The sequence below is a fragment of the Chryseobacterium sp. DT-167 genome, from assembly GCF_058310155.1.
In genome coordinates, this window is the sequence record NZ_JBZEEQ010000012.1 from 96,762 (window position 1) to 113,037 (window position 16,276).

The 16,276-nt window shown below is 34.1% G+C and carries 20 protein-coding genes and 1 tRNA gene; 17 read left to right on the plus strand and 4 right to left on the minus strand.

What is annotated here, in order from left to right; translation table 11 throughout:
* Positions 1-81: 81 nt before the first annotated feature.
* Positions 82-1,683, minus strand: a complete 1,602-nt coding sequence (locus tag AC4FQ5_RS15725) for a class I SAM-dependent methyltransferase (protein WP_491144814.1) — start codon at positions 1,681-1,683, stop codon at positions 82-84.
* A 101-nt stretch (positions 1,684-1,784) separates the two neighbouring features.
* Between AC4FQ5_RS15725 and AC4FQ5_RS15730 the strand changes: the two genes are divergently transcribed.
* The 10 genes from AC4FQ5_RS15730 to AC4FQ5_RS15775 all read left to right on the plus strand — a co-directional run bounded on the left by AC4FQ5_RS15730 (position 1,785) and on the right by AC4FQ5_RS15775 (position 8,035).
* A complete protein-coding gene (locus AC4FQ5_RS15730) occupies positions 1,785-2,402 on the plus strand; it encodes a hypothetical protein (protein WP_491144816.1) in 618 nt (205 codons plus the stop codon).
* Positions 2,402-2,935: a hypothetical protein gene (locus tag AC4FQ5_RS15735; RefSeq protein WP_491144818.1), complete on the plus strand. Its 534-nt coding sequence runs from the start codon at positions 2,402-2,404 to the stop codon at positions 2,933-2,935. Before AC4FQ5_RS15730 ends, AC4FQ5_RS15735 begins: the two co-directional genes overlap by 1 nt.
* An 11-nt stretch (positions 2,936-2,946) precedes the next feature.
* Complete coding sequence (locus tag AC4FQ5_RS15740) at positions 2,947-3,237, plus strand: winged helix-turn-helix domain-containing protein (protein WP_491144819.1); 291 nt, start codon at positions 2,947-2,949, stop codon at positions 3,235-3,237.
* A gap of 64 nt (positions 3,238-3,301) precedes the next feature.
* Entirely contained in the window at positions 3,302-3,592 is a 291-nt protein-coding gene (locus tag AC4FQ5_RS15745; RefSeq protein WP_491144820.1) for a hypothetical protein, read from the plus strand.
* Positions 3,593-3,660: 68 nt separating this feature from the next.
* Positions 3,661-4,500 carry a metallophosphoesterase gene (locus AC4FQ5_RS15750; protein WP_491144821.1) on the plus strand — a complete coding sequence of 280 codons (840 nt, stop codon included), beginning with the start codon at positions 3,661-3,663 and terminating at the stop codon, positions 4,498-4,500.
* A gap of 8 nt (positions 4,501-4,508) precedes the next feature.
* Positions 4,509-4,808: a hypothetical protein gene (locus tag AC4FQ5_RS15755; RefSeq protein WP_491144823.1), complete on the plus strand. Its 300-nt coding sequence runs from the start codon at positions 4,509-4,511 to the stop codon at positions 4,806-4,808.
* 147 nt (positions 4,809-4,955) lie between these two features.
* Positions 4,956-5,441: a Coq4 family protein gene (locus AC4FQ5_RS15760; RefSeq protein WP_491144824.1), complete on the plus strand. Its 486-nt coding sequence runs from the start codon at positions 4,956-4,958 to the stop codon at positions 5,439-5,441.
* 29 nt (positions 5,442-5,470) lie between these two features.
* Positions 5,471-6,844, plus strand: a complete 1,374-nt coding sequence (locus AC4FQ5_RS15765) for a DUF4153 domain-containing protein (RefSeq protein ID WP_491144826.1) — start codon at positions 5,471-5,473, stop codon at positions 6,842-6,844.
* Positions 6,845-6,915: 71 nt separating this feature from the next.
* The gene (locus AC4FQ5_RS15770) at positions 6,916-7,458 is read left to right on the plus strand and encodes a hypothetical protein (protein ID WP_491144828.1); all 543 of its coding nucleotides are present in this window, start codon (positions 6,916-6,918) and stop codon (positions 7,456-7,458) included.
* A gap of 61 nt (positions 7,459-7,519) precedes the next feature.
* Complete coding sequence (locus AC4FQ5_RS15775) at positions 7,520-8,035, plus strand: hypothetical protein (RefSeq protein ID WP_491144829.1); 516 nt, start codon at positions 7,520-7,522, stop codon at positions 8,033-8,035.
* Between the two features lie 71 nt (positions 8,036-8,106).
* Here the strand turns inward: AC4FQ5_RS15775 and AC4FQ5_RS15780 are convergent, their stop codons facing one another.
* The 3 genes from AC4FQ5_RS15780 to AC4FQ5_RS15790 form a co-directional block, all read right to left on the minus strand.
* A complete protein-coding gene (locus AC4FQ5_RS15780) occupies positions 8,107-9,015 on the minus strand; it encodes a hypothetical protein (RefSeq protein ID WP_491144830.1) in 909 nt (302 codons plus the stop codon).
* A gap of 223 nt (positions 9,016-9,238) precedes the next feature.
* Entirely contained in the window at positions 9,239-9,688 is a 450-nt protein-coding gene (gene dtd / locus AC4FQ5_RS15785; RefSeq protein ID WP_491144833.1) for a D-aminoacyl-tRNA deacylase, read from the minus strand.
* Between the two features lie 2 nt (positions 9,689-9,690).
* Positions 9,691-10,149 carry a hypothetical protein gene (locus AC4FQ5_RS15790; protein WP_491144835.1) on the minus strand — a complete coding sequence of 153 codons (459 nt, stop codon included), beginning with the start codon at positions 10,147-10,149 and terminating at the stop codon, positions 9,691-9,693.
* A gap of 108 nt (positions 10,150-10,257) precedes the next feature.
* Between AC4FQ5_RS15790 and greA the strand changes: the two genes are divergently transcribed.
* From greA to AC4FQ5_RS15825, 7 genes are all read left to right on the plus strand, one after another.
* Positions 10,258-10,731 (plus strand): transcription elongation factor GreA, encoded by a 474-nt coding sequence (greA, locus tag AC4FQ5_RS15795; protein ID WP_047446862.1) that lies wholly within the window; start codon positions 10,258-10,260, stop codon positions 10,729-10,731.
* A 32-nt stretch (positions 10,732-10,763) separates the two neighbouring features.
* A complete protein-coding gene (locus AC4FQ5_RS15800) occupies positions 10,764-11,153 on the plus strand; it encodes an HIT family protein (protein WP_491144837.1) in 390 nt (129 codons plus the stop codon).
* A 66-nt stretch (positions 11,154-11,219) separates the two neighbouring features.
* Positions 11,220-12,407 (plus strand): ATP-dependent Clp protease ATP-binding subunit ClpX, encoded by a 1,188-nt coding sequence (gene clpX, locus AC4FQ5_RS15805; RefSeq protein ID WP_491144839.1) that lies wholly within the window; start codon positions 11,220-11,222, stop codon positions 12,405-12,407.
* 167 nt (positions 12,408-12,574) lie between these two features.
* Positions 12,575-14,458, plus strand: a complete 1,884-nt coding sequence (locus AC4FQ5_RS15810; protein WP_491144841.1) for a T9SS type A sorting domain-containing protein — start codon at positions 12,575-12,577, stop codon at positions 14,456-14,458.
* A gap of 8 nt (positions 14,459-14,466) precedes the next feature.
* Entirely contained in the window at positions 14,467-14,685 is a 219-nt protein-coding gene (locus AC4FQ5_RS15815) for a signal peptidase (protein ID WP_491144843.1), read from the plus strand.
* Positions 14,686-14,746: 61 nt separating this feature from the next.
* Positions 14,747-16,030 (plus strand): redoxin domain-containing protein, encoded by a 1,284-nt coding sequence (locus AC4FQ5_RS15820; protein ID WP_491144845.1) that lies wholly within the window; start codon positions 14,747-14,749, stop codon positions 16,028-16,030.
* Between the two features lie 44 nt (positions 16,031-16,074).
* A tRNA-Met gene (locus AC4FQ5_RS15825) sits at positions 16,075-16,148 on the plus strand.
* Positions 16,149-16,276 lie beyond the last annotated feature (128 nt).

Consider the following 16,276-nt stretch of genomic DNA (forward strand, 5'->3'; position numbering starts at 1 on the left):
AGAATGGTTTTTTATGTTCATATAAAAAAATCTGCATGATCAGCTACGAATTTCCGTGAGTATATTTAGGTTAAATTTTTATCAACTTTTTAATAAATTGATAGACACCGTCGCCAAATCAGAATTAGGGAATTTTCTGAAAAGTTCCTTATCAATATTTAAACCTGTTTCCAAACAAATCTTTTTAAAAACATCAACTTCCAGAATATACTGATCCGAAAAACCATGCGTCGCTTCATAAGCTGTTGCCGGAGTTTTTCCTAAATTCTGACTCGTCAGTTTTGAATCTAAAGAATGAAGTTCAATTATTAAAAGTCCGTTTTTTCTGATGTAAGGAAGCCAGAGTTCCAGATGCTCTTTCAGGCTTTCTTCTACAAGGTTATTCGGAAGCCTTTTTCCACGATGGGCAAATGCACCTGTTGAAGCACTGATTCTCTTGGTGTTAGTGTTTTCAGGAGTTTTCCAGACTCTGTTGTGATCGAGAAAAGTTCTGATATTGAGTAAATCCGAAAGATCAATTTCATAATTTTCTTTTAAATCTTCTGCCAACTGTTGAGGGTTCCCAATGTCTCCCCAAATTACTTTCGCCCAAATATCATTGTTGATGAGGTTGGCTCTTGTCACTTTCAATGCAGCCTGATTATAATCTGCACCGACTAAAAACAAAGGATATTCTTCCAACATTTTTCCACGAAGTGTATATCTCTCGATGGTTTCAAATATATGCTGAATGAATGCCCCGTTTCCGCAGCCCATATCTAAAACTCCTTTCGGCTGCAAATGAATCGGCTGATTGAAAATCTGAATGATAAAATCATTTGCTACTTTAAAATAATTGGAATGCGAACCGCCACTGCCCCAAACATTCATGGCTCTGTCTACGTGAATTTCATCTTCACCTTCCGAGATTTCTCTTATTTTTGAAGCATTTCCGAATAAAAGCTCATCCATTTTATTTAATAAAGGAAGATAAGAAACCGTGACTCCGTATGAGGCAGCTCTTTTGGCAAAATAAATTCCTGTTTCGGTAAATTTATAATTGTTGCCAGTTTTTTTAAACCAGCCTAAATAAGTCAGAAAATCTAAAATTACCTCAAAGTTCTCAGAGTTTTTGTGAAATTCTGCCGCCTGAAAAGAAGTTTCCATAAAATATTTATGAAACATTCCTGTCATTCCCAGATAAACGATGACTGGCCCGATAATGCAGCCTTCAATATGTTTTAAGATTTGTCCCTGAATATTTTTCTCTTCAACATCATCAGAAAGCTGAATTCCAAAATTATTTTTTACAGAATCGCTTAATTGGGTAAACTCTTCGACGAATGAATTTTGATTGATCTGGTTTTTAATATCTACGGAAAGCTTAAGAAAAGGAATTACTTTAAGATAAAGCAGACTGTATTTTTGAAGCAATCCAGTATTGTTATTGGTTGAAATTAAAATTTTTTCATTCTCATTATCTACATGATAATTTAAGAAACCTTGCGAAGCCAACGTTCGGATTGCTACATTGAGATAGCCTTCATTGGCTTTAAATTCTTCCGAAAGTTTACCCAGTACCATGTTTTCACGTTCAATAATGAAAGAAATGATTTCTTTTTTCATCAGTGACGCTACGACAGGAGCAGTTACAACCCCGTCAAGATGCCTGAAAATTTCTGAGCGCAGAGTTTCTTTATCCATAGTAATGTTTTTTCTAAAGTTAAGAATTTGAACAAATTATTTGAATAAAAGTTTTGCTGTTTAAAAATAAAATATAACTTTGCAATTCAAAGTTCTTTTATATGGAATCGAAAAACTATCACGAAGACTTATCACACATCCGCTCTATGATGGAGCGATCTTCACGTTTTATTTCGTTAAGCGGTCTATCCGGAGTCGTTGCAGGTTTAGCAGCCATTATCGGAGCGGTATATGTCTATTTCGTTTTTCAGAGAGAAGGAATCGACTATTTTGATGGCAATAGAAATATTTTTGGAAAGGAATTGGTGAATGAACTCGTCCTGATTGGCGCAGTTATTTTGGTAGTTGCAATTTTAAGCGGATATGTCCTCACTGCCAATAAAAGCAAAAAGAAAGGATTAAAGATCTGGGATGCCACCACAAAAAGACTTTTGATCACTTTTGCTGTTCCTTTGGTAACTGGTGGTTTATTTTGTCTCGTGTTGCTTTATCATCATCTATTTGTTTTGGTAGCACCTGCTACACTAATTTTTTACGGACTGGCTTTGGTAAGCGCAGAAAGATATACTTTGACAGATATAAAATATTTAGGATATTGCCAGATTATTTTAGGATTGCTTTCCTTCTTATTTTTAGGATGGGGATTAGTTGCATGGACAATTGGTTTTGGAGTTTTGCATATTGTGTATGGATTAATCATGCATAAGAAGTATAAATAATGATATTAGTTTGGTTCATATTTTTTATAATAATATTGGGGATTTCTCTCATTTTCCTTTTAATATATTATATAACTAAAAATAAAATTTTTAAAAAATTATTTATAGGATATTGGTTGTTTTTTATTTTATCATATTTGATTTTGTTTGTAGTGGGTTTTATTAATAGTCCAACTATTGTAGATAAAGAAGATATTTATGGAAGATATGAAATTGATAAAGATATGTTTAAAGGAAATAATGCTAATTGGCAATTTCAACATTTTAATTTTGAAATAAATAAGAATGATGAATTTGTTTTCTTTAAATACTATGATAGCGGAAGGATTAAAAGCAAGCATACAGGAAATGTAGAATTTATTGAAGGTTATACTAGTCCCCATTTAAAATTGAATCAAGTAAAACCTGAGCATCAAATAGTAGAAAATGAACCTTTGTTGGTTAGAAATAAATGGGAATTTTATTATGTTTTTAAATCAAAGAAATTTGGAAACGTATTTTTTAAGAAGAAAAAAGAAGGATTTTTTAGGTAAATTTTAAATTAATGTACAATATCAGTCAACTCAATAAAGAATTCGAAAGCCGTGTAAGATTGGGCATCATGTCCGTTCTTATGGTAAACGACTGGGTTGATTTTTCTGAAATGAAAAGTTTGCTTGAGATTACCGATGGTAATATGGCAAGTCACAGCAATGCTTTGGAAAAAGCCAATTATATTGAGGTAAAAAAAGAATTCGTGGGCAAAAAACCAAAGACTTCTTACAGGGTTACGCAATCGGGAAGAATTGCTTTCACACAACATTTAGACGCATTAGAAAAACTATTAGGAAGATAATCTCTATATTTTTTTGAAAATTTACTTTGAATTGCAAAGTACTTTAATAATTAAAACTAAAAAAATGATTACACAGAAACAAAAAACCACGTTCATTTACGCTACACCTGCAGTTTTATTAAGCATTCCTTTTATCGGAAATATTATTTCTAAAGAATTTAATTGGTCAGCAAGTGATTTTGGGATTGCTGCAATTCTTTTATTCGGAACGGCTTTTCTTATTGATTTGATTCAAAGAATTGTCAAAAATAAAAACTACAAAATTTTGATAAGTGTAGTAATTGTTTTGTTGCTTATTCTCACTTGGGCAGAATTGGCTGTCGGTCTGTTCGGAACTCCTTTCGCGGGAAATTAAGAATCTGCTTAATCCCTTAAATCTGCGAGATTTTAAAATTCAAATTTCACTAAAATAGATTTACTAAAATGACCAGAAAACATTTCCTCAAAAGACTTTTACAACTTTCTGCGATCGGAGCTTTTCCTGTTTTGTATTCATGGCAAATCGAACCTTTTTGGGTGGAATTTGTCGAAAAAAAACTTCCGATCAAAAATCTACCTGGAGAATTGGAAGGGAAAGTTCTGATGCAGATTTCAGATTTGCATGTCGGAAACCGTTTCGATTGGAATTTTTTGATCGAATCTTTTCAGAAAGCACAACAATTCAATCCAGATTTTGTGGTTTATACCGGAGATTTCGTCAATCACGGAACTCCGGAAGATCACAAAAGTCTTGAAAAGGTAATGGAAAAAGCAATCTACGGGAAGTTGGGAACTTTCGGTATTCTTGGCAATCACGACTATGGAGAAAATTGGAAAGACCTTGGTTCTTCAGAAACGATCTGCGAAATTCTTGAAAATTCAGGAGTTACAATGCTTAAAAATCAACACAAAGAATCGCACGGTTTAAATATTATCGGCTTCGATGATCTGTGGTCGCCCAATTTTGATCCGATGAAAGTGATGAAAGATTATGATTCTTCAAAAGCCAATATTGTGCTTTGTCACAATCCCGATGTTTGCGATAAAGATGTCTGGAACGGTTATCAAGGCTGGATTCTCAGCGGACATACTCACGGCGGACAATGCAGAATTCCCGGAGTGATCACACCAATTCTTCCCGTCAATAACAGGAAATATGTTTCAGGCGAAATTGATCTTGAAGACGGAAGAATGCTGTACATCAATCGAGCAATCGGACATTCTTTTCAGGTAAGATTTATGGTACGTCCGGAAATTACAGTATTTACTTTAACTCAGGCTTAAACAGTATTATGAAAAACAAAAATATTCTCACTACAGGTAAATTCTTCTTTTGGCTTTCATTCATTTTAGGAAATATTTGTTTATTCGGTTATCTGATTACTAAGGATGAAGACTTTGCATTCTATGGTTTTATGCTTTTGATTTTTGGTTCGATGTTTAATTTATTTATTATTGCATGTTTACTTATATATGGTTTTTTCAATAAAATTTACCTTGATACTTGCTACAAATCGGCAGGAATTATTCTGATAAATATTCCTATTGCAATTCTATATGCTATTATCGGTCTCTCAATCTTAAATCTTTAGAAAAATGTCTTATTGTTTTCAATCTAATGAAAATAAAAAGTGTCTTTGTCATTCCGCAGGAATCTCAATGCTGTTAAAATTCAAAAATTTAGATTGCTACGAAATGACAAACATTACTCTGTATAAATTATATTAGAATTATATATTATGAAAAAAATACGCGTCAAATTCCTCTTGTTCGTTTACGACAAAACTCAGAAACTCTACAGAAAATACTTTAAAAAGAAAAAAAGACAATGGCAGTTTAACGAAAAACAATTGCTGGAATTTCAGGAAGATTCTCTGGGAAGAAAATTGGGTGAGTTTTACAAGCGTCACGGTTTTACAATGATTCCTAAGATGGAAAATCATGATGTTCATCATCTCATTACGGGTTGTGGAACCAACTTTGAAGACGAGATCGCCATGCAGTTTCTCCTGCTAGGAAACGGAAAAATGAATGCCCATCTTCTTGCCGCAATAGGATTGGGAATCATAATTCTTCCTGAATATTATAAAATGTACATCAATGCCTACAAAAAAGGTCAAAAGATGAGAGCATTCCATCATATCAATTTTGAAGAACTTCTGTGGCAGAATTTTGAAAATCTGAAAGACTTTTTCAGAAACAAAGAAACACAGGTTTTTTATTAATCTAAAACTTAACCTTACATCAAAAACTCATGAAAACACATCATTATATATTTCTTACAACCGCTTTATTCATTATTCTTTTTTATAATGAAAACGTAGGTCTCAATCTCGGTATTTTAGGGATTGCTTACTCGTTATTAACGCTTTTCAAAACGCCTGAGAAAAACAGAACCAAAACTTTTCTTATCCTGTTGGTGACAAGCGTGCTTTCGAGCATAGCTTTCGCCTGGTACGGAGATTTTCCCTCGCTTCTGGCGGTTGTAATTTCACTTTTGCTATTGTCTTACCGATCAAAACACAGAAGGATGAAAATTCTTTTATTGATTCCCGTTTTCGTGGTTAACTGTTTTACTTTCATTTGCCGTTTTTTCAGTTTTGATTCCTGGCTTCCAAAAACAAATACTTCCGGACTTTGGCAGAAAACTTTAGCATTTATATTGATTCCTTTGATTCTGATCTCTATTTTCTTCGGAATTTATTCTGCCGGAAGTGATCATTTTGCCAGTGTTTTTAGCGATTACGAGCTTGATATTAATTTTTGGCAATTGTTGGTCATTACAATTTTAGGATTTTTTATTGCATTTAATTTCTGGAATTATTCTGTGGAAAAACTGATTTACAAACAAAATCATGTTCTCGAAAATGAATTTAACGATCAGGATAAAATTCAGAAGCCGACCTATTCTTTTTTAGATTTAAATTCTGAAAGAATGAGCGGCGTGATTTCTTTCTTTTGTTTAAATATTCTGCTGGTATTTTTCATTGCAACTTTTAATTACGAGCAGTTTTATGAAATAGTAAAAACTCCCAATCAGTTATCTGAAGAAACACATGAAAGAGTAATTGCGGTCATCATGTCAATTATAATGGCGATTCTGGTGATTATGTTTTATTTTAAATCAAATTTCAATTTCGATCCGAAGGCAGGTTTGATGAAAATTTTAGTGAAAATCTGGATTATATTAAATGCAGTTTTGGTTATTTCTGCCATGCTGAAAAACACAGAATATGTTGTTAATTATGGGTTTACCTACAAACGTTTGGGAGTATATGCTTTTCTGATTTTGTCTTTAGTAGGTTTGGCAATGACTTTTATTAAAATTCAGATGAAGAAAAGAAATGTCTTTCTTTTCAATGCAATGATCTGGTATTTTTATGGAACAGTTTTAGCATGTAGTTATATCAACTGGGGCGGAATCATCACATCTCAAAACATGAAAAGAAACGATTTTATGATCAATTACCATTTAGCTTCAATCAATTTCAGTCAGAAACATCTGCTGGAATATGCGGAAGAAAAACGAGACACACAACTGAAAAAAGAGGTTCTAGAAAGCGTGAAAAATGAAAGGTCAGAAACTTTCCTGTCGAAGATCCTTTATTTTGAAACCATTCAAAAGTAGTTTATAAAATCACTTTGTTGTTTAAAAGCAAACAACATCAGGTGAATTATAAAGATCAAAATATATTTATTATGAAAAAATCAGTCTTATTATTGATACCATTAATGATTTTATCATGCAAAAAAGAAGCTCCGGTTTCTGATGCACCCCAAAAAGATTCTGTCATTGTAAGTGAGCAACCTGCCCCAAATTCGGGATTTGATTCTGTAGATAAAACTCAGAGAGATTCTGTGATCAATAATTCTCCTGTTACAAAAGAAGTTTTGCGTACAGGTGTTGCGAGAGAAGAAAAAGATAGGGTTATCGTGAGATTGGCTGATGGAGAGCGTCTTCCGTTCACTATTGGTGAAGAATTTACAGATAAGCATGATAAATTGATCCTTAAAATTTCCAATTTCAATAAATCTAAAATCACCGCAAAAATCTCAACAAAGCAGCAGGATTTTAACATCAGATTTAATCAGATCAAGCTTCCGGATGGTAAAATGGACGGACCTTTCATGAGGGAAATAAGTTATGATGTCCCAAAACCCGGAGAAGTTTGGCTTATTATCGGTAAAAACAATATGGCGGAAGGAAAAACTACGGGAAGCTTTTCTGTGAGTGTAGAATAGATTTGGTATAGTTTATGCAAATGAACTTTAGAATTTAATTTAATTTAATACAAGTATTATTATGAAGAATATATTTTCAGCAGCTGTCATTGCCTCAATGGCTTTGGTAAGTTGCGGAACCGTTCAGTCGGTTATTCAGAATACCTTTCCTTATACGGCAAATGTTTTGGTTTCAACGGGAGTTCCTGCGAATAAAGAAGTTTCTTCAACAGCTACAGCAACAAATGTGCAGACCTGGTTTGGCGGTAACAATAATGCTCAGATCAAAGATGTAAGAATCTCTGATGCCAAAATTTCAGTGGTTTCTCCGGCAGGTGGAAATTTAAGTGCTTTGAAATCTGTGAAAGTTTATATTTCATCTACGGGAACCAATGAGAGACTGGTTGCGTCAAGATCAGATATTTCATCAACTTCATCCAGTTTAAATTTAGATTTAAACAGCGACAACGGATATTTGGATGAAGTTGTAAAAAGTACAGGTGTAACTGTAAGAACGGTGTATGAACTAAAAAATCAGACAACTTCTGATATGAATCTGAAAGTGGCTTTAAATTTCAGCAGTGTACCTGTAAGATAATATCAATTATATGTTAAAATAAAAATGCTTTCTCAAAATTCTGAGAAAGCATTTTTTTGTTGTCTTTGAATTTATTTGATTCTGTAGATGGATATTTCTGCAAAGGCATCTGATAAAAGGTTTATACTGATCGGGCTTGAGATTGTCCCAAATCTTAATTGCTGACCTGCTGTGAGGGTATATAAATGACTTATTCTTCCTTCTGAGATTGCACTTGTATTCACAAGACTGGCAACACCACCATATTCTTTTCTATCAAGGATTACAGTATTTGTCGTATTAATCGTTGTGGTACCCGCAGTTGAGCTTGTGATAACAATACCCGGTCTTACGCTGCCCAATAGAGACAGGTTAATTCCTGATCCAAGCCGAAAACTGTAATTTATTTGATAAATACCGTTTGCCGGAACTGTATAGTAAGATCCTCCGAGAGGTGCGGTTGTATTTGTAATATTAGATGTGTTTACTACATCCACGATCGGGAAACTTCCTGGTGTTGAGTTGCTTGCAGTTGGTAATCTTAAGAAATTAAGAGTAGACCCTGATAAAGTAAGAGATAGGTTTAATAAAGATAAATCTCCTCCTGATCTGGATGCATATGCACCGTCACCGGTATTGGTTGAAGGGGTTACAGGACCTTCGGGTAATACATTCCAAAGCCCTGTTCCGCTGCCGTTATTTGCAAATGCATCATAAATAAAGATTCCTTTGGATATCACACCCACCGTTTTTGGTCCGGTAGTGGTTGCCGGAGATGTAACATACACAATGGCTCCATTCTGTTGTGGAGTATAAGCGGCTTCTTTCAATCTTAATGAATCTCCGGAAATCCTTGGTGGTATAATGCCGTCGGCAAATGTAATTTCTTCTTTCTTCTGAAGATGAAGTGTAGATTTCGGATTATTGGTATTAATTCCCACTTGTGATTTTATGCTGTATCCAAAAATAAGAAGGATGAGCAAAATGTAACATTTTTTCATAGCAATTTAATTTAGGTTTGGTTCTTAAATTTAACTAATAAAATGTTAATAATGTTACCATAATGACATATTTTTATCAAATATTTTAATAAATGGTGATTATGGTTGATTGGGGTTAATCGTAACTATTGGTAACTAATCAATTTTAAGTGAAATAATACTCAATTTTTTTATATGCTAGTGTGAAATATATATGGAAATTTAACCAAAAAGTTGCCCTGTTCTAAATTTTTGTAATAGAATCCATCGTAATGGTGGCAGGTCCGTCATTGAGTAACGAGACTTTCATATCTGCTCCGAAGATTCCGCTCTCAGTTTTTAAACCTGATTTTTTGATTTCCTGTTTGAAGTAGTCAAACAAAGGGATTGCTTTGTCTGGTTTTGCGGCTTTGATAAAAGAAGGGCGATTGCCTTTTTTGTAATCGGCAATCAATGTAAACTGGCTGATGCAGAGTATTTCTCCGGAAATATCTTTTACAGACAGATTAAGTTTGTCATTTTCGTCCCCGAAAATTCTTAGATTTAAAATTTTCTGAATCAGCCAGTCGGCATCGGTTTTTTCATCATTTTCATCAATTCCTGTCAGAAGCAGGAGTCCTTTTCCGATTTCCCCCACTATTTCTCCGTTTACCTTTACACTCGCTTCAGAGACTCTCTGTATGACTACTTTCATTTTTAATTATAAAGATTGAGATTTTTTGTTGCAGGATCGTAATTCCAGAAATATGTTTTAGGCGGAACTGAAGAAATTGCGGTTGGCTGACCTGTAATTAAAATCCATGTTGCATTATCTTTCGGGCACACAATGCTGATGTTGTCTTTTATTTCTAAAGTAGTATTAGATTCCGGGCAAAGATGAGGTGCGTTTCTGTCATAAACCTTAAAAGATGCAGGTGAATCTGCTGTTCTTACTACAATAAGTCCGCGTGTTCCGGATTGTTGCTCGTTGATGTAAATGGGCTGCCCCACGTAGTTTAGGTTGTTGTATGCGGCTAGATTCAGATTCAGATTTACACTTATTGGTGAGTCCGGAAAGCAACTCACTGTGTCTTCATTGCTGCCACATGAGTTTATGTTTAATAAACTGAAAGTCAGTAAGATGAAAAATGATATGGTAGAGAAAGTTTTTTTCATTTCAATATAAATTTTTATATATTTGTAAAACAATAACGATTAACACGCAAAAACATTGTCCGACAAATGTCGGATTATTTTTTTATACTAAAACAAAATTTTAAAATTATGGCGAGCTATGTAACTAAGGAAGGGTTAGAGAAAATGAAAGCCGAGCTTGAGCAATTGGAGAAGATAGAAAGACCCAAGATTACTCAACAGATTGCAGAAGCAAGAGATAAAGGAGATTTGTCGGAAAATGCAGAATATGATGCAGCCAAAGAAGCACAAGGAATGTTGGAAATGAGAATTTCTAAGCTAAAAGATATTGTTACGACTTCTAAAGTGATTGATGAAACTCAGCTTGATACTTCAAAAGTTTCAATCTTGACAACAGTACGATTAATGAATAATGACACCAAAAAAGAACAGGTTTTTAAATTGGTTCCGGATAATGAAAGTGATCTGAAAACCGGTAAAATATCGGTAAATACTCCTATTGCAAAAGGATTGCTGGGGAAAGTGATTGGCGAAACGGCAGAAATTGTCTTACCAAACGGGAACAAGCTGTCTTTTGAAGTGTTGGAAATCACGCTTGATTAATCACCAAAATTTATAATTCATATCAGTTTAAGATGAGCTCAATATTTACAAAGATTATCAATGGCGAAATTTCAGCTTATAAAATTGCGGAAAATGATGATTTTGTTGCTTTTTTAGATGCAATGCCTTTGGTGAAAGGTCATACTTTGGTAGTTCCTAAAAAGGAAGTCGATTTGATCTTTGACCTGGATAGCGAAGATTATAAAAATCTTTGGGGATTTACTCAGGATGTGGCAAAAAAAATTAAAAACGCCATTCCCTGCATAAGAGTCGGGGTTGCTGTTGTAGGGCTTGAAGTGCCTCATGCGCACATCCATCTTATTCCTTTAAATAAGGTTGAAGATATGAACTTTAAAAACCAGCGGCTGAAATTATCTGTGGAAGAATACACAGAAATTCAAAATTCAATAATTAATTCTTAACAAGCAAAGGAAGGTCGTAAAAAAGAAATTTTTTACGATTTTCTTTCAATTATATATTAAATAAAAATGAATGCAAACCAATGTTCTTTCTGTGGCAAGAAAAGAAATGAAGTGCAAATGCTGATCTCCGGGCAAAACGGATTTATATGTGAAAACTGTATAGAGCAGGCTCATTCTATCGTAAAAGACAGCGTGTCTCCCACAGGATATGCCCCTGCGCAGAGTATAGAGGAATTGAAAAAACCAAAACAGATCAAAGAGTTTCTTGATCAATACGTTATCGGACAGGATCAGGCTAAAAAACAACTTTCTATTGCTGTTTATAACCACTATAAAAGATTGCTTCATGCAAAAGATGAAAACCGTGAAGTTGAGCTTGAAAAGTCAAACATCATCATGATTGGTGAAACGGGTACAGGAAAAACACTATTGGCAAAAACCATTGCTAAAGAATTGAATGTTCCTTTCTGTATTGTGGATGCAACTATTTTGACAGAAGCCGGTTATGTAGGTGAAGATGTGGAAAGTATTTTGTCAAGGCTTTTGATGGTGGCAGATTATGATGTGGAAAAAGCAGAAAAAGGAATTGTTTTTATTGACGAAATTGACAAAATTGCAAGAAAATCTGATAATCCGAGTATCACGAGAGATGTTTCCGGAGAAGGGGTGCAGCAGGGTTTGCTTAAACTTTTGGAAGGCAGCATTGTAAACGTTCCGCCGCAGGGAGGGAGAAAGCATCCGGATCAGAAATACATTCAGGTGAATACCCAGAATATTCTTTTTATTGCAGGAGGAGCTTTTGACGGCATCAAAGAAATCATCGAAAGAAGAATGAATAAGCAGGCAATTGGATTTAGTTCTGAAAAAATAAATAAAACAGGGGAGGATGATTATATATTAACAAATCTTAATGCAATTGATCTTCGCTCTTTCGGGCTGATTCCAGAGCTTCTCGGAAGATTCCCGATTATTACCTATTTGGAGAAATTGACAAAGGAAACAATGGTGAGAATCATGACTGAACCAAAAAATTCGATCACCAACCAATTTGTGGAACTTTTTAAGATGGACGGGACGAAACTTGTATTTACGGAAAGTGCTGTTGAGAAAATAGTAGACGAAACAATGGAAAAAGGTTTGGGTGCAAGAGGTCTTAGAGGAACCACTGAAAAAGTGCTTGAAGACTATATGTTCTCAATTGGAGAAGATGAAGAAATCATATTAAAAGAAGATAATATTTTGATTAATAATTAATATTAATATTTTTTTTAAAAAAAAATTATATCTTTGCAGGTGAAGATTGTATTAACACAAATAAATATTATACAATGAAAAAAAATTTATTAGCTCTAGGCCTTTTAGCAATTGCTGGTTCAATTCAGGCACAGAATGTTCTACTACATGTAGATGATACTGCTAACATGTATGTCAGCAAAGGAACCTTAGTCTACAATGGCGGCGGTTTACAATCAAAAGGAAGCGGAATTATTGATCTTCATGGTAACATGATGATTGTTGGTACAACTTCTGATGATATCAGAACGGTATCCACTCTGGGAACTCCCAATCCTTCTAATGTTGTTATCCGGTTAAATGAACCCTCCACGCCGGTAGTTTCAACTTATGGTCAGTTATATATCAAGGGGATTCCCCAAAATAATATAACGGGTATTGTAAATAAAGAATATGCTGCAACAGAGCATGGTTCTTATCAGCAGATTGGTATACCTTTTATTGGAAAATCATTTTCTAGTTTCAGTACTGAAATGGGAGGAAATTTTAATAACCTAAGATGGCAAGGGCGTGAGATCCTGAAATGGAGCAATGACAATTTGAGATGGGACGGTTCGATTATTCCATCAGCACCTATTCCTAATGCATCCACACCGGGTATTACTATAGATGTATCTTCATCCACAACATCAGCTGATAGAACTGCATATTTTGCATTAGGTTCAGCAGATCTTAATACTACATTATTACATACCGTAAAAGGAACACCTTTTGCAGATGGTATTTCTGCTGGTAATAGTATGAGTTTGAACCCCGCTTCTGTAAATTTCGGAACTTTAGGCAACAATCAAAATGTTTACCGCGAAAAATATAATACTTATATTTTCGACTCATTTGATAGTGCAGTACCTTGGAGTACATCAACAACTTTCGGTAAGTATACTTACCAATTTTCAAACCCATATTTAACAAATCTGGATTTATCATTTATTGGCTGGCAAGAACCTGGAACAATACATGATAACAATGCATTTACAAATATTTGGGGTATAGTTGCTGATCCACAGAATGTAGTTTATAATTCTGCAACTGGTACTACATCAAACTATGCGGCTACACAGATTGTAAACTTTGATGAAGTTAGTCATAAACCGGTAGGTAATTTTGCTACCCTAATCATCAAGCCTCTTAGTACTTTCAAAATAAAACTAAGAAATTCAACTGCTCAGGTTATGGATTTTGATAACCTTAGAAGATTTAGTAGTACACCAAGAGCTGAAGGAACAGAATATGGTGTTACAGCAGCCAAGAATACTAATTCAGGGGCAATAAAGCAACTAGGTGTTTTAGCATTGGATGCAGCGGGAAATCAAATTGGTGAAACTTATTATGTAGTTGCACCTCAGTTTAGTACAGGGAACTTCACAAATCCTAGTGCTGCTTCAGTACAGGCAATGACTAATACTTCAGCAATTATTCAAACATTTGAAGAAACTCCTAATGGAACAATCGATCAGAATTTTGCATCTGCTTATAGATTGTATATTAATGAAGCTAATGAAACAAACTATTTAGGTAAAAGAATCGATCTTAGCATATTTGGTTCTAATGTTGCTTCTTTGAAATTTGAGATCAGAGATGATACAAATTTAGTCCCTAATGCAACACATCTGTTATCCGGGGGTAATGGTTTTTACTATACTGTTGGTAATGGACAGGCTGTGCAGGCTAAACAAGGAGATATAATTCCTGTAAATGGTAATACTAATTATGGTTTGTTTTATGGACTTCCAACTGGTACATTAAACACAAACGAAATTAAGCCAAAATCAAGAACTCTTGTAACATACAATCCAAATATCAGTAATTACATCGTAAGATTTGATCCAGATTGGAAATCGGCTTCTGTTGAGGTGTTTGATGCGAGCGGAAAACTTGTAATATTAGAGAAATCTGTTAAAACCAATTCAGATTTTGTGATAAGATTAGACTCTGGAATTAAAGCTGGATATATTGTAAGAGTAGTAGGAAATGAAGGAACTACTGTCAACACAAAAATATTAATTAAATAACACAAAAAATGATGAAATTTCTTCTTAAAAAAGTATTTTTTATACTGTTTTTGGTATTTTGCGGTGTAGCAAGTGCTCAGTCGAATGGTGCCGGAACACCTTGTTTTCCAGGTGATCCGTGTAGTAGGCCGTCTTCACCAATTGATATGTACGTTTATGTTCTGGCAATTGCAGCGATTTTAATGATTGCATTTTTTGCTAAAAAATACAAGACACAAAAAATATAAAAATTTTATTAAAAAATTTTAAACTCCCTGATTAGTTGGGGAGTTTTTTTAATTTTACATCATGAAAAAATTATTACTATTATCGGGAATGTTATCCGCATTTTGTCTTCAGGCTCAGTTTTCTGTGACTATTCAGGCATCATCAGATTTTAAAGAGCAGGAAGCTATTTTATATACCCTCAACGGTTCTAAAGATATTATTGTAACCAAGGAACAAAACAAAAACAATTCTTTCACTTTTAAATATCCTACAAACTATTCTGGTATGATGAAAGTTTTTTTTCCAAATACCAACAATAGCATAAACTTTATTTCTGAGAATAAGAATGTGAATATTAAATTTGAAACTCAAAACAACAAAATTAAGAATATCATTTATCAGGATGAAGCTAATGAATTGATGAACAGTATTCAGGATTATTCACAGAAAAAGGAACTTATTCTGCCTGCTTTGTCTCAGATTAAAGAATATTATAAAGATAATACAGATTTCGGAAAAGCACTGATTGCTGAGATGGGAAAGCTTTCCGGCTCAAGTAGTGTCGATCAGATAAAGCATCCTTTTATATATTATTACAATACTAATTATGCTAAATATTTATCAAATGATGCCACTAAAAAAGTAAACCAGGATGAGGTGATAGATTTCTTTGATAAATCTAATGATATGCTGGAGTCATCATCGCTGATACGCCCTATTTTAGTTGCATATCTTAATAATGGCGGTAATACAAATGTGACACAATCAGTTGATAAGTTATTGGATCGTTTGAAAGTAGAAACTCCCCGCGGACAGATTGTTTTGTCTGAATTGATAGATATTTTCGATGTTTATGAAATGACCGAGTTTAAAAGTAAATGTTTAACACTGGCAAAAAATCTTAAGTGTACGATCACAGACCGTTTGGCTTCTACTTTAAAAGCAAATGCCAATGTTGAAATAGGTGCGCTATTTCCAAATTATAAATTTCAGTCGGCTGTTAATACCATTGCGAAATCTATCGCAGATGTAAAAGCAGATAAGAAAGTAATCGTGTTTTGGTCTTCCACATGCTCTCACTGCGAAACTGAGCTTCCGCAACTTTTGGCAAAGTATAACGAACTTAAAGCTAAAAATATTCAAGTTATAGGACTCTCTTTAGATTCTGACAAAGACTCCTATACCAAGAAAATTGCTGTCTTCCCATGGATTAATGATTCGGAATTAAGAGGTTGGAATAGTTCTTATGCAGAAACTTATAATGTTCATGCAACACCGAGTTATTTTATTCTGGATGCTAACAATAAGATTATCAGCAAACCAGATCATGTAGGTGACGTTTTGAACTATTTAAATGCGAAATAATTTTGGTGAGTATTAAATATTTTATATATTTGCACCACCAAAACGGCGAGGTAGCTCAGTTGGTTAGAGCGCAGGATTCATAACCCTGAGGTCACGGGTTCAATTCCCGTCTTCGCTACAGAAAAAACTAGCAATCAGTTATTTAACTCTCTTTTTAAGAGAGTTTTTTTTGTGCCTTAATCTTGGACAACATCATTACAACATTCTACGGTCTTAGATTGTTCAAAATCAAACAATTTAGTTTTC

What these genes read in the sequence shown, in the direction of transcription:
- AC4FQ5_RS15790 (WP_491144835.1), bottom strand. Translation starts at nt 10,149, where the DNA reads ATGAAAAAAACTTTCTCTACCATATCATTTTTCATCTTACTGACTTTC.
- greA (WP_047446862.1), top strand. Translation starts at nt 10,258, where the DNA reads ATGGCGAGCTATGTAACTAAGGAAGGGTTAGAGAAAATGAAAGCCGAG.
- AC4FQ5_RS15740 (WP_491144819.1), top strand. Translation starts at nt 2,947, where the DNA reads ATGTACAATATCAGTCAACTCAATAAAGAATTCGAAAGCCGTGTAAGA.
- AC4FQ5_RS15755 (WP_491144823.1), top strand. Translation starts at nt 4,509, where the DNA reads ATGAAAAACAAAAATATTCTCACTACAGGTAAATTCTTCTTTTGGCTT.
- AC4FQ5_RS15745 (WP_491144820.1), top strand. Translation starts at nt 3,302, where the DNA reads ATGATTACACAGAAACAAAAAACCACGTTCATTTACGCTACACCTGCA.
- clpX (WP_491144839.1), top strand. Translation starts at nt 11,220, where the DNA reads ATGAATGCAAACCAATGTTCTTTCTGTGGCAAGAAAAGAAATGAAGTG.
- AC4FQ5_RS15780 (WP_491144830.1), bottom strand. Translation starts at nt 9,015, where the DNA reads ATGAAAAAATGTTACATTTTGCTCATCCTTCTTATTTTTGGATACAGC.
- AC4FQ5_RS15765 (WP_491144826.1), top strand. Translation starts at nt 5,471, where the DNA reads ATGAAAACACATCATTATATATTTCTTACAACCGCTTTATTCATTATT.
- AC4FQ5_RS15735 (WP_491144818.1), top strand. Translation starts at nt 2,402, where the DNA reads ATGATATTAGTTTGGTTCATATTTTTTATAATAATATTGGGGATTTCT.
- AC4FQ5_RS15760 (WP_491144824.1), top strand. Translation starts at nt 4,956, where the DNA reads ATGAAAAAAATACGCGTCAAATTCCTCTTGTTCGTTTACGACAAAACT.
- AC4FQ5_RS15810 (WP_491144841.1), top strand. Translation starts at nt 12,575, where the DNA reads ATGTATGTCAGCAAAGGAACCTTAGTCTACAATGGCGGCGGTTTACAA.
- AC4FQ5_RS15820 (WP_491144845.1), top strand. Translation starts at nt 14,747, where the DNA reads ATGAAAAAATTATTACTATTATCGGGAATGTTATCCGCATTTTGTCTT.
- AC4FQ5_RS15750 (WP_491144821.1), top strand. Translation starts at nt 3,661, where the DNA reads ATGACCAGAAAACATTTCCTCAAAAGACTTTTACAACTTTCTGCGATC.
- AC4FQ5_RS15800 (WP_491144837.1), top strand. Translation starts at nt 10,764, where the DNA reads ATGAGCTCAATATTTACAAAGATTATCAATGGCGAAATTTCAGCTTAT.
- dtd (WP_491144833.1), bottom strand. Translation starts at nt 9,688, where the DNA reads ATGAAAGTAGTCATACAGAGAGTCTCTGAAGCGAGTGTAAAGGTAAAC.
- AC4FQ5_RS15815 (WP_491144843.1), top strand. Translation starts at nt 14,467, where the DNA reads ATGATGAAATTTCTTCTTAAAAAAGTATTTTTTATACTGTTTTTGGTA.
- AC4FQ5_RS15730 (WP_491144816.1), top strand. Translation starts at nt 1,785, where the DNA reads ATGGAATCGAAAAACTATCACGAAGACTTATCACACATCCGCTCTATG.
- AC4FQ5_RS15770 (WP_491144828.1), top strand. Translation starts at nt 6,916, where the DNA reads ATGAAAAAATCAGTCTTATTATTGATACCATTAATGATTTTATCATGC.
- AC4FQ5_RS15775 (WP_491144829.1), top strand. Translation starts at nt 7,520, where the DNA reads ATGAAGAATATATTTTCAGCAGCTGTCATTGCCTCAATGGCTTTGGTA.
- AC4FQ5_RS15725 (WP_491144814.1), bottom strand. Translation starts at nt 1,683, where the DNA reads ATGGATAAAGAAACTCTGCGCTCAGAAATTTTCAGGCATCTTGACGGG.